At 64.3% G+C, this 12,431-nt stretch carries 8 protein-coding genes and 2 pseudogenes; all 10 read right to left on the bottom strand.

Annotated features, from left to right (window positions below; translation table 11 throughout):
- Position 1: 1 nt before the first annotated feature.
- The 10 genes and pseudogenes from PSH78_RS17445 to PSH78_RS17400 all read right to left on the bottom strand — a co-directional run bounded on the left by PSH78_RS17445 (position 2) and on the right by PSH78_RS17400 (position 12,416).
- Entirely contained in the window at positions 2–691 is a 690-nt protein-coding gene (locus PSH78_RS17445) for an N-acetyltransferase (protein WP_305495752.1), read from the bottom strand.
- On the bottom strand, positions 688–2,664 hold the full coding sequence (locus PSH78_RS17440; protein ID WP_370870958.1) for a hypothetical protein: 1,977 nt from the start codon (positions 2,662–2,664) through the stop codon (positions 688–690). The genes PSH78_RS17445 and PSH78_RS17440 overlap by 4 nt, the downstream gene beginning before the upstream one ends.
- A 248-nt stretch (positions 2,665–2,912) precedes the next feature.
- Positions 2,913–4,217 carry a lipopolysaccharide biosynthesis protein gene (locus PSH78_RS17435; RefSeq protein WP_305495748.1) on the bottom strand — a complete coding sequence of 435 codons (1,305 nt, stop codon included), beginning with the start codon at positions 4,215–4,217 and terminating at the stop codon, positions 2,913–2,915.
- Positions 4,214–5,218 (bottom strand): polysaccharide deacetylase family protein, encoded by a 1,005-nt coding sequence (locus tag PSH78_RS17430; protein WP_305495746.1) that lies wholly within the window; start codon positions 5,216–5,218, stop codon positions 4,214–4,216. Before PSH78_RS17430 ends, PSH78_RS17435 begins: the two co-directional genes overlap by 4 nt.
- 12 nt (positions 5,219–5,230) lie before the next feature.
- A complete protein-coding gene (locus PSH78_RS17425; RefSeq protein ID WP_305495744.1) occupies positions 5,231–6,367 on the bottom strand; it encodes a glycosyltransferase in 1,137 nt (378 codons plus the stop codon).
- Complete coding sequence (locus PSH78_RS17420) at positions 6,360–7,319, bottom strand: glycosyltransferase (protein ID WP_305495742.1); 960 nt, start codon at positions 7,317–7,319, stop codon at positions 6,360–6,362. Before PSH78_RS17420 ends, PSH78_RS17425 begins: the two co-directional genes overlap by 8 nt.
- A pseudogene (locus PSH78_RS17415) lies at positions 7,319–8,687 on the bottom strand (O-antigen ligase family protein). The gene PSH78_RS17420 and the pseudogene PSH78_RS17415 overlap by 1 nt, the downstream one beginning before the upstream one ends.
- Positions 8,684–9,787, bottom strand: a pseudogene (locus PSH78_RS17410) (glycosyltransferase family 4 protein). Before PSH78_RS17410 ends, PSH78_RS17415 begins: the two co-directional pseudogenes overlap by 4 nt.
- Positions 9,784–11,376 carry a Wzz/FepE/Etk N-terminal domain-containing protein gene (locus tag PSH78_RS17405; RefSeq protein ID WP_305495741.1) on the bottom strand — a complete coding sequence of 531 codons (1,593 nt, stop codon included), beginning with the start codon at positions 11,374–11,376 and terminating at the stop codon, positions 9,784–9,786. The pseudogene PSH78_RS17410 and the gene PSH78_RS17405 overlap by 4 nt, the downstream one beginning before the upstream one ends.
- 17 nt (positions 11,377–11,393) lie before the next feature.
- Positions 11,394–12,416: a polysaccharide biosynthesis/export family protein gene (locus tag PSH78_RS17400; protein WP_305495739.1), complete on the bottom strand. Its 1,023-nt coding sequence runs from the start codon at positions 12,414–12,416 to the stop codon at positions 11,394–11,396.
- Between the last annotated feature and the right edge of the window lie 15 nt (positions 12,417–12,431).

The raw sequence follows: 12,431 nt of genomic DNA, 5'->3' as shown, positions 1-12,431 counted from the left end.
GTCAGGCCGCCGCAGCCGATGCAACCGGCCGCGCCGGTTTACGGAAGCCGTCGAGTACCGAGCCGCTGTAGAACGTGTCGCGGAAGAACCGGAAGCGACCGAACAGGCAATACACATGGGTGATCTGGCCGCGTTCCTGGAAGTCCATGCGGATGTGCATCTTGATCGCTGGGGTGTTCTCCAGGTCGCAGACATCGACCATCTTGTCGCAGCCCTTGTCCGCCATGACTTTCCAAATGTCGGTTTGTACATCCGCCGACAATTGGGAGCCCCAGTACGCACGGATCATCTCGCCACCGAACTGGAAGTATTCACCCGGCTTGATCGGGAACCAGCAGCCATAGAAGTGGCGATCAAAATAGTCTCGTGTACTGGCCCAGGCGAAACCTACGGTGTCGCCCTTGTCGTCCAGGTACATCAGGCCGGTATAACCTTCGGCGGCCAGCTCGCGCATGGTTTCGACGCGGTCGCCGAAATGCCTGGCGAAAGCGTCGGCGTTTTCGACAGTGATGAACTCGCGACGTACCGGTGGGTAGGGCCTGAGGGTATGCGGCCGCAGCGGGATTCTCACATCGTGCTCCAGCCATACCAGTTGCGAATGGAAAAACACGAAGCGGCGTATCAGCAATTTGAAAACGGAACGCAGGCCTTTTTTCTGAATGCGATCACGCAGTTTTTGCAGAGCGTTCATGGAGCCTCCTGACGGATAGCGGGTTGGGGGGTAAGGGTGGCAGTCCAGCGCAGGGCGAACACGGTTTCTCCTGGGAGGAGAAATCCGATCTGGCCGGCCTTGCAGTCGAACGGGACGTTGCGGCTGATGTTGTCCGGGCCGAAATACACCAGACTGGCGCCGGGCTGCGGGCAGGTTGCGCCCTGCAGGCTGACTTGATGGGCGCGGGTGCTTTTGTTCACGCCCAGCAGGCTGCGCTGCTGCCCGGTAGACATGGCCAGCGCGTCGACTTCAAACGCGTCGTTGTCCAGGCGCAGCACCTGGTCGAGCCAGTGCTGCTGGATGAATTGCTGGGCCAGGCCCACCGGCTTGAGTTCGAAGCGCTGGTTGTCCAGCACTCGCACCATGCCTTTGGGGTATTCCGGCTCGTCGGCGGACTGGAACCAATTGAGCATGTCCAGCCAGCCGTCGGCGGAGGCGTTGATCGCCACCGACGTCCACCACAGCGCGGCGTAGTGGGTTTCCTGATCGTAGGGGCTGAGGCTCGAGCCGCTGGAGATGTTGGTCTGATCCAGCAGCAAAGCCTTGCGCGGCCGGCCCTGGCCGTCGAGGCCCACCAGGTCGGCGGCCTGGCGGACGCTGTTGCGATAGACCCGGGTTGCCAGCAAGTCGCGGACCATCCATTCATGCCAGGCTAGGGCGTCGATCCGGTCGCCGGAGGTTTCCAGCAGGCGCCGTGCCCAATCGATGCCGCGCCGATCCGCCGCGTTTTCGGCCAGCGGGCCATTGGTGAATCGGGAGCTGGCCGGCATGGCGATGCGCACTCCGGCGCGGGCGTTGGCGTCGTTGGCGCGGACCTGGGCCGCCAGGCTTTCGAACATCTGCTGGAAGCTGGTGAAGTCCGGATAGTTGAGGTTCGGCTCGTCGGCGAAACTCAGGTAATGGAGGCCCTTGCCGCCCAGGGCGCGGGTCGTGTCGAGCCAGGCTTGCAAGCCGCTGTTGCTGGTCCGGTCGGCGCGCAGATCGGCCTTGCGTTGGCTGCCGGCCAAGAGGGTAATGTCCCGGGTGATGCCGAAGCGATCCTGGTACAGGCGCCGGAACGCATCTTCGTGGTCGGCCTTGGCCGCCGTGACATCGACGAAGCTGTAGTAGGTGGCCGCTCGGGGCTTGAGGGTATCGATCACCGCGTAGGCGGACGCTGGCGGCAACACGTAGGGCAGGGACATGCCCAGGCTGGGGGTGGGGCCGAGCACATCGTCATGGAGGGTCAGGTGGGTTTGGCCCCGATCCTGGCGCACCGGCTGCAACTGCGCCGGGTCCTGGGCGAACAGGTTGGCGCTACCGTCGAGCCAGAACGCTACCTTGCCGTTGCCTTGCAAGTGCAGGCGCCAGGTCTGCTCGACATCCGCCACCGGCAGGGCGATCTGGTCGAACTGCCAATAGGCGCGATACGGTTTGAGATTCAGCTGGAGCTGTTTGCCGTCGCCGACGCGCCGGGCTTGCAGCGCGTGCACACCGCCATGGAATTTACCCGCCAGCACTGCGCGTTCGCCGGCCGCCACCTTGAAGTACAACTCGTCGCCATCGTGGGCTTCGGCGCTGAAATGCACTTTCGCCGGAGCGAACAGGGCACGGGTGCGCGCGTCGTGCTCTACCGTATAGCGGCGGAAACTGTAGCCGGGAATTTCCAGGCGATAACTGGCGGCACCAGGCTGCAGCGGCCACTGTTGCTCGCCACGGGTCTGTGCCGCCTCGACCAGGCGTTCACCGGCCAGGCGCCCCTGGCCGTCGAGCAGGTAAAGATGTTCGGCATTGGCATCGGCCTGCCAGGCGGGCACCCAGCGCACGGTCACATTGCTCGGCTGGTCGGTTTGCAGGTACAGGCTGCCGTCGCGGATGCCGGTCCATTGCATGGACGCGCCATGGGCCGAGGCTGCGAGGGCCAGAAGGCATAGACCGACGCCGATTTTTCGCATGCACCGTGCGGGCCCCATCGCGAGCAAGCTCGCTCCCACAATTGAAATGTGGCGAACACAAATACCCTGCCCAACCCCAAACCTATGTGGGAGCGAGCCTGCTCGCGAAGGGGCCGTCACCCTCAACATCCCAGCCATCTGACCCAGCGCTTTCGCGAGCAGGCTCGCTCCCACAGGTGATCTGCGGTGAACACAAATACCGAGCCCAACCCTGGACCCTGTGGGAGCGAGCTTGCTCGCGATGGCGGTCTGGCGGGCGGCGGTGTTCACGCGGATTTCCCCAGCAGCATCTGGCGCATCGGCAGCAAATCGCTGGGCAGGATGATCAGTGTCTGCCACAGCGCCACGCCGCTGAGGCGGCAGTACATGCCCAGCAGCGCCAGCGTTACCCCCAGATAGGCGATCGACGACGCGGCGGCCGCGCCGACGATGCCGTAGCGCGGTATCAGGACCAGGTTCAGCGCCAGGTTCAGCAGCGCGCCGACGCCCATCAGCAGCGACACCGTGCCGGGTCGGTCCTTGCCCAGCAGATCCAGGCGCAGGATGCTCGCGTAGCAGAGCCCGAACAGCCCCGGCAGCAGCGCCAGCAGGGCCGGGTAGGCCGGTTGATAGGCGACGCCGAACAGCGTGACGATCAGCCACTCGCCAATCAGCGCCATGCCCAGGCAAGCGCCAAGCATCACCGTGGCGGTCAGGCGCAAGGCCAGCGGGGTCAGGCGCTGCATGTCGCGGTCTTGCTGCAGCAGGCGTTTCATCAGCGGCGTGGTGACCGCTTCCGGCACGATCAGCAGCAGTTCCGCCGCGGCGCTGGCCATGGCGTAGTGCCCCAGCGCCGTGCTGCCCAGCAGGGCGCCGATGAACAGGAAATCCGAGCGCAGCACCACTTGCTGGAACAACAGGTCAGGATGGCTGCGGGCGCCGTAGCGCAACAGCTCGTTCTGGCCAGCGCGATCCCACTGCAGCTCGACCGCATGATCGCGGCGCAACCACATCCAGCCGGCCAGCACCACCAGGCTCAAGCCCGCCAGCCAACTGATCAGTGCCGCCTCCAGCGCCTTGTCTTGCCACATCCAGAACAGCGCCACGAACAACAACAGCGGTGCCAGCGACTCCATCAGCCGCAACGCGTTGAACGCGCCCACGCCGCCCGAGGCATTGTGCAGCGTCAGCAGGCCACTCTTGAGCACGGTCAGCGGTACGGCCAGCAACAGCAGCCAGGCCAGCAATCCCAATTGCGTGGTGATGTCCAGCTCACCACCGAACTCACGCACCAGCGCCACCACCAACAAGGTCAACAACCCGGCCAACAGACAACCGAACACCAGCACCTGGCTGAGCAACAAGCCCATCGAGCGCTGCTGCGCCGCCTGGTAACCGACGGCGGAATTCAGGCCACCGCTGGTGGCCGCGCTGATCAGGTCGGGCAGGGTACTGAGCAATGCAAACAGCCCACGCTCGCTGGGCCCCAGGATCCTTGCCAGCAACACGTTGCGCAGCAGGCGCAGAGCGATCATCGCCAGGCGCGTGCCCATGCTCAGTGCCAGGTGCTTGAGGTAATGGGCTCGGCTCATGAGCGGGCTCCTCGACGAATGCGCCAGGCCAGCAACTCGGGGTGGCAGGCATTGCGCTGGCTGACGCCGAAGCGTGGCAGGTTCAAGGGCTCGCCATCGTGGCGATACAGCCCGGCCTCGGTGCCCAGTGCAAACGGAAAACCGTGGGCCGCCACCTGCTCGCGTACCCGTGCATCATGATCACCGTTGGGGTAGCAATACACCGGCAGGGGTTGCGCGCAGCCATTTTCCAAAGCTATCCAGCTGCGGGTCAGTTCCTCGTGCAAGCGCTGGTCGTCCAGCCCGGTCAGGATCGCATGGCTGGCACCGTGGGGGCCGAAGCGGATCAGGCCGGAATCTTCGAGCATGCGCACCTGGGTCCAGTCCAATGCCTGGGGTTGCGAGCCTTGCGGACAGGCCTCGGTGAGATCGCTCAGGGTTCGCGCATCGAGGGTTTTCAGGCTTTGCAGGAAATGCAGCAACGCCAGGCTGCGGCGTTCGTCGTCGATGTCATCGAGCAGCACCGGCAATGGCCGGCCGACCTGCTGCAAATGCTCGATGAGCGAATGCCGCGCCAGCTGCCCATGGCTGCCCCAGAGGGTTTCGCCGATGCTTTCCCACCAGAAATGCTGGCGGCTGCCAACAAAATCGGTGGACAGGAAAATGCTCGCCGGCACTTGGTACTGGCGCAGCAGGGGAAAGGCATTCATGGCGTTGTCGCGCCAGCCATCGTCGAACGTCAGGGCCACCCGCGGACGGTTCGGAACGCTTTCCGGGTCGGCCAGCAGCAAGCTCATCAACGGCACGCATTCAAAATGCCGTTGCAGCCAGATCAACAGGTGCTCGAACGCTTCAGGCCCCACGCACAGCTCGTTGCGATGCGGCAGTTCGGCGGCGCGGTCGTTGTTCAACACCCGGTGCAACATCAGGATCACGCCGGCGCCACGCAAGGGATGGCGCCCCATCGACGTGTTCAGGTACAGCCAGCCGCCGGTGCGCTTGAAGACGTGTTTGATCGACATCGGCGTTGCTCCTTAGCGGTTCTGCTCGGGATTCCATTGGCTATAGCGGTGGCCGCGCAGAAACTGCCACAACCCGATGCTCATGCCCGCCAGCGTCACCAGCACGAACGCGGCTAGGCGGAAAGGCCTGGGCAGGCGGTGGCCGACGTCCAGCAACCCGATCAAGGCGATGGCGTAGCCGAGCAACTGCGCCACCAGGCTCAGGCGATAGAACCCGTGCTCGCTCCACAGCCAGGCGTTGCTCAGCAACAGCGGCACCAGCAACACCGGCGCCAGGCGGCGGATCAACTTGTGGCTGATCAGCCCGATGGCGTAGAGCCCATGCCGCAAGGGATTGAGCAGTTCGCGGCGCTGGGCCAGGCTCTGCAACCCACCGACGGTGACCCGCTGGCGCCGGCGGAACTGTTTGTCGGCTTCGTCCACGCCCTGGTCGGTCACTCGGGCGAGCGGGGCGTAGACGATCGCCTTGCCGGCCACCGGCGCACAGGTGCTGAGAAAAAAGTCGTCGTTGACTTGCGCCGGTATCGCCTGGAACAACTCCCGGCGCAGGGCCAGCAGAGCACCGTCAGCGGAGACCATGCAGCCGGTGCGGCTCTCGACCCGACGCAGCCAGCCTTCGTAGTGCCGATACAGGCTGTCGCCCAGGCTCAGGCCCTTGCCTGGCACGGGGATTTCCATGTGCCCGGCGCAGGCGCCGACTTCCGGGTCGGCCAGCGGCGCCAACAGATGGCCGAGGGTATCGTGGGCCCATTGATTGTCGGCATCGGTGAACACCAGGATTTCGCCGCTGCTGTGGGCCACGCCCGTGTTGAGGGCGGCAGCCTTGCCTTGGCGCGGCAGGTCGAGCACGCTGATCCGCGGATCGCTGACCTTGCGTGCGCAGGCCACCGTGTCATCGGTGGAACCGTCGCTGGCGAGGATGATTTGCAGCGAGCGCGCGCGATAATCCTGAGCCAGCAGCGTGCGCAATTTTTCTTCGATGTGCCGCGCCTCGTTGTGGGCGGCAATCACAATGCTCACGTCCATCGGCACTGCCGTGGTGTAGCGCCGTAGCGGAAAGAGCGGCGCCAGCAAGGTCAGCAACAGCGGGTAGCCGAGGTACGCGTACACCGGCAGCAACAGGCAAGACCAATAGAAAAACTCAGCCACGGGCAGGTCTCCTGACGTTCCATTGAAAAAGATTGAGCAACAGCGCCGCGCCGGTCAGGTGCAGGCGCACCCCATGCAGGGCCCACAGTTGCAAGGTCAGGCGCAGGTCGCGCTGGCTCTGGCGCAAGCTCAGAACCAGGGCCGGCAATGTGCTGATCAACAGCAGCATCAGCCCCAGGCGCGGCTGGCCCTGGAACAGCGCGACCAGCGCCACGAAATCCAGGCCCCAGGCACCGATGGACAAGGCGGGGAAGCGCAACAGCCGCAGGCTCGGCCCGTGGCTGCGCAGCAGCTGCCAGTGACTGCCCTGGCGCCACAGTTCCTTGCTCATCCACTCGCGCCAGCTGCCTTCGTAACCCCAGTGCAAGGCGAGGCTTTCGCTCACCAGCAACAACTGCGCTCCGGCCTGGCGCAGGCGCAGGGAAAAATCCTTGTCCTCACCGGTGCGCAGGGTTTCATCGAAGCCATCGACGCGATCGAACCAGGCGCGACGCATCAGCAGATTGGCGCTGGGCAACCATTGCACCCGGTGCAGCGGACGCGACCCCGGGCGTTGGCCGCGCCGCTGCCAGGCCCGGGCGAACCACGGCGCCTGCTCGGGCGTATCCAGGTCGAGACCGAGCACATCGCCCTGGCGACCTTCGATTTCGATCAACAACCTGAGCCAGTCGGCGGGCATTTCGATGTCGGCATCGATGAACGCCAGCCAGTCGCCGCTGGCGGCCGCCGCGCCACGATTGCGCAGGGCGCCGATGTGCACGCCGGGCACGATCAGCACCCGTGCGCCCAATTCGTTGGCAATGCGCGGGCCATGGTCGTCCGAGCCGTTGTCGACCACGATCAGCTCGCACTCCAGCTGCGCGTGGCGCGCCGCTTCTTGCGCCGCCAGCAAGGTGCGGCCGATGTGCCGGGCCTCGTTGTACATCGGGATCACAATGCTCACGCGTTTCATCAACGGGTCTCCTGCGGCGCGGACCGTTCGGCGTCGTAGCGCAATACGCTGGTCAAGCCCAGCATGATCCACAGCAACTTGTGGTTCGGTGCACTGAGGAACATCAGGAACAACGCCAGCGACAGGAAACTCATGCCCAGATGCGTCAGCAGGTCGGCCTGCACCCAGTCCCGACGCTGGAGCCAGAGCTGGCGTGCGCGCAGCAGGTTGTAGAGACCCAGGCCGATCATGCCGACAAACATCAACCCGCCGGGAATGCCGATCTCGCTGAAGATTTCCAGGTAGGTGTTATGCGCCCGGCGATACAGGTCCCCCAGCTTGCGGTTGGCCGAGAAAGCCTTGGCGTAACCGGTGGGGGCGTAGTGCAGGGGAAACGTTCCGGGACCTGAGCCGAGCAGCGGATTTTCGCGAAGCATCTGGCTGCCGACGACGATGTACGAGGCGCGGCGGCCGAGGGATTCGTCCTTGTGCGCGCTGGCACCAGCGCTGAGGATGCTCAGTGACTGGATGCGCGCCACGTAGCCGGCCGGCATCACCGCGATTGCCAGGGGAATCAGCAGCGCCAGCCCGAGCATCGCGAAGCCCAGGTGCCGTGGGCGGATGCGCGGCAGCTGCGCGCGGTAGTGATACAAGCCGATCATCAGGCTGAGCAGCAGCACTACCAGTCCCGAACGCGATTCGGTCTTGGTCATGCCGCCCAGCAGCAGGATGAAGCAGCCACCCCAGAACAACCGGTGCAGCAGGTTCGGACTGCGCACCACCAGCAACAACGCCAGCGGCACGGTGAAGGCGATCAGCAGGGCGAAGGTGTTCGGATCTTCCAACAGGCCGGAAGCGCGGCCCTGATCCTGGTACCGGGCGGAGAACATCGCCAGCACGCAGGTCGTCGTGACGCTCAGGGTGACCAACCGGCAGAACAGGTCCAGGTTCAGCTCGCGGCCGATCAGCAGGGTGATCGCGAACAGCACCAGGCCCACCGCCAGTTCCCGGAAGTGGGTGGTGGAAAGGCCCGGATTTTCCGACAGCAGCAGGCTCAGGCCATAGAACAGCATGAAGCCGATCAGCGGCTTCCAGATGTTGCTGCGCAGGCGAGTGGCGGGAATCTGGTGCAGGGCCAGTTGCAACGCCAGGATCAGGATCAGCGCCAGTCCGAGGAACTTGCTGCCGGAAAAGGCGTTTTCCTTGAACAGGCCTTCGAACGGCACCAGCGCGGCAATGCCCAGCAAACCCCAGCCAGGCTTGCGATAGAGCACGGCGACGCCGACCAGGCCGAGCACCGCGCCGGGTGCCAGGTACGGATAAGGACTGGCCAGCAACATGAGGCAAACCAGGGCCCAGGAGGCTGACGATCGAGAGCGGGACAATCATGGCCGAGCCTCCCGTGCCGTGCGGATATACAGTTGCGACCAGCGTTCGGCCAGGGTGCGAAGGTCGTAGCGGTCACGTTGGGTGCGCCGCGCGTTGTCGGCGAGGATTTGCGCCAGCGGTGGTTCGCTGAACAGCGTCTCGATCTGCCGGGCCAGCTCGTCGCTGTCGGCGGGTGTGGCGAGCAGGCCGTTGTGGCGGTCCTGTACGACATCGGGGAATGCCGCCGACGCCGAACGCCACCACCGGCACTCCGGCTTGCATGGCTTCGAGCAGAATCATCGGCGTGCCCTCGGTGCGCGAGCTGATCACCAGTACATCGAGGCGGCTCCACCAGGCATTCATGTCGGTCTGGTAGCCGGGCAATTCGATGCGTGTGGGCAGCCCGGCGTCGGCGATGCGCTTGAGCAGGGTCTGGCGTTCCGGGCCGTCGCCGAGCATCACCGCGTGCAGCGAAGCATGGCGCTGGCACAGCGGGATCATGGCGTCGAGAAATAGGTCCGGGCCTTTTTCGCTGCTCAAGCGGCCGACGTAGCCGACCCGCCAGCGCTGCCGGTCATTGCGATGCGGCAGGGGCGTCGCGACCGCCGGCAGGCCGTTGGGAATCACGTCGAGTTTGTCCGCCTGCACGCTGGCCTGGCGGTGCAACGCCGCGATGCTTTCGGCCACGCATACCACTCGCTTGACCGAGGCGGTGCGGCACAGTTTGCAGGCTCAGCCAGGTATAGAAACGCTGCTTGGTGCTGCGCGGCGTAAAGCCGTGCTGGGTAATCACCAGGGGCAGGCGCAGCAGCGTGGCCGCGGCCCAGCCGAACAACAGGCCTTTGAAGTTGTGCGTGTTGATCAGCGGTCGCTCGGCGCGGCGTTGCCGCAAATGCCGCAGCAGCTCGGCCCAGTTGGCGCAGTGGCGGCAGTCGACCCCGGCCTGGCGAAAGCGTGATCAAGGTCGGCGGCGCCGCCAAAAACACCACCTGGTGCTGGCCGGGCGTTGCCAGGCAATGATCGAGCAGCATCCGCTCGGCCCCGTAGAAGCCGCCGCTGTCGAGCAGATGAATGATCGACAGGGGGCTGCTGCGGTGGGACGGGCCGAACGGCGCGTTCAATTTCTCACCCAATGGACAAGGCTGGGCAAGCTCCAGTTGCGATGCGGATTGACCTGCTCGGGTGACTGCTCGTTGATCACCAGCAACACCGGCAGATCCAGTTGCTGGGTGATCTGCGCCGGATGCTTGAAGCGATGGTCGAAGAACTCACGCACGTAGACTAGGGCGATGGCCAGCAGCAGCCCGCTGAACAGGCCGAACACAATGATCAGCATCGGCTTGGGAAATGCCGCGGCGGTCGGTTCGAAAGGCGGGCTCAGGACCCGCGCGTTGGACAGGTCGTTGTCCAGCGAGCGGGCGGTACTGGCTTCGGCGAATCGCTGGGCGTAGGTGGAGAACGCCGCATGCAGAGCGTTGATCTCGGTGTCCATCTGCCGCAGCTTGCTCTGGGTTTCCTGCAACTGATGGATGCGCTCCTTGAAGGCCCCGATGCGCGCTTTTTTCTGCTCGATCACCGAGCTGACCACCGCAAGATCGGTGGTGCGTTCCTGGATGCGGTTGGTCACCACTTTCAGGAACTGCTGGCGGGTGCGCACGATCTGCTCCCGGGCCAGCAGCATCGGTTCGCTGCCGGGCTGGAAAATCGCCAGGTCATTCATGTAGCGGCTGACCTGGCCGGTCAGTTGCTCACCCAACTGGCGGATTTCCCGGTCCTCGAAGGCGATGTTGTCCACCGTGGTGGTGAAGGTGAACGGGAAGGTGTAGTCGTTGAACCGCGAGCTGGTCGTCGCCGCCAGGCTGCTCTTGAGGTAGTCGAGCCAGCGTTGGCTTTGCAGCAGGCGATCCTGATAGAGGTTCAGCGCCTGCTCTTCGGTATTGATGGCGTTCAGGCGGAACGTGACTTCTTCCTTCGGATCGGACGAACCGATGCCTTCGAGCAGCCCGAGTCGTTTGTCTTCCAGGCCGTCGAGACGCGTCTGGTATTGGGCTTTTTTCTGCTCGTAGAAGGTCTGCGGCAGTTCGATCGATTGCAGTTCCTGGCGGCCGGTGAGGTAGTTCTTCAGCAGTTGCGCGACGAACCGCGTGCCCTGGGCCGGGTCACCGAAGCTGTAGACGATGGAGATGACATTGGAGCCGGGGAGGGTTTCGATCTTCAGGTTCTCGATGGCCTGGTCGGTCAGCGTATCGAGCATCGTGTCGCGCACCGGATCGACCTCAAGCCCCAGGCCGTCGCGCAACGGGTTGACCACATACTCACGCAGCGGCTGGGTGATGTAGCGCTTGAGCGGCTCGCTGACCCATTTGTTGAGGATGCCTGGGCTTGGCGTGTACTCGCCCTGGTCGCGCAGGGTCTGGATGGTCTGGCGAATCAACGCCGGCGAGCGGAGGATATTGCTCTCGGTTTCCATGTCCGCCAGGGACGGCGGGATGAACGTGGCGTTTTCCTGGTTCAGCGACGTGGTGGCGTCGCCCTGGGAGAGTTTTTTCGACTGGACGATCACCTGGGCGGTGATATCGAAGCTCTGCTTGAGCATCAATGGCAGCACCAGGGCGATCACGGCGAAAATCAGGAAGATGCGCTTCACCCATTGCTTGTTGGCAAAGAAGATCCTGAAAAACTCGTGCAGATAATTTTCCTTGGGGTTCATGATCGGTCACCTGAATTTCAGTTGTCGCTGCCTTTGTTGTCGACGCGGTAGCCGAAGCCGAACCCCACGCCCTGGAACAGCACCACGTCGGCCAATTGGCGGGCCGTTTCGCCGGCTTTGGCCAGCCCGGTCTTGGGCACGAAGAGCATGTCTTCGGGCTGCAGGTAGGCGATTTGCGTGGCGTCGCCGCTCAAGGCTTTTTCGACGTCGTAGTGGCGGGCTTCGACCTGATTGCCGTTGCGGCGCATGATCACCACTGAGTCGAGCCGGGCCTTGACGTTCGGGCCACGGGCCAGGGTCAGGGCTTCCAGTACCGAGATGGGCCGGCGGATCGGATAGGAACCGGGCTGGGCCACTTCACCGAGGACATAGATTTCATTGCCGGCGGTGGACTTGAGCAGCACATCGACGGTCATGCGTCCGGGCAGATTGGCGTAACGCTCGTTGAGGAAGGTTTCCAGCTGGGTGACGGTCATGCCTTGCAGCGGTACGGCGCCGATTTCCGGAAAGCTGGCGTAGCCGTCCCGGCCCACGGTGATTTCCCGGCTCATGCCGGTGCCAGGGTGGGTCAGGGTGTTGCGCAGGGTCGTCTCGCCGGCCAGCGGACTGGTCACCAACACCGTCAACTGGTTGCGATTGGGCTGGAACAGCATCTTCTGCTCATAGGCTCGCTGTACCGCCAGGCGGGCCTCGTCGGTGCTCAGGCCGGCGACTTTCACCGAGGTGTTGGCGCCCGGCAGTTCGATGCTGCCGTCGGGCATCACCTGTTGCGTGCCATTGAGCTGGCTGGCGGCGGTAAAGTTCAGCGCTACCTGGTCGCCCGGCTGTACCCGATAAGCCTGGGAGGCGGTGGTGCTGATATGAAAAATCACATCCAGCACGTCCTGGGGCCGCAGGGTCTGTTCGACCTTGGGCATGTCGGTGGCCTGGGCGTTGGCCGGCGCGGCCGTGAGGATCTGCACCGGCATCGAGCGGGTATCGGTGGTGCTGGAGCAACCGGCAAGCGGCAGCAACAGCAGGACAAGCATTCTGGCGTTCATCTCGTCATCCTTTTG

Source organism: Pseudomonas sp. FP198 (assembly GCF_030687895.1).
Lineage (GTDB): Bacteria > Pseudomonadota > Gammaproteobacteria > Pseudomonadales > Pseudomonadaceae > Aquipseudomonas.
The sequence above is the reverse complement of the archived record's forward strand: the minus strand, read 5'-3'. Positions and strand labels throughout refer to the sequence as shown.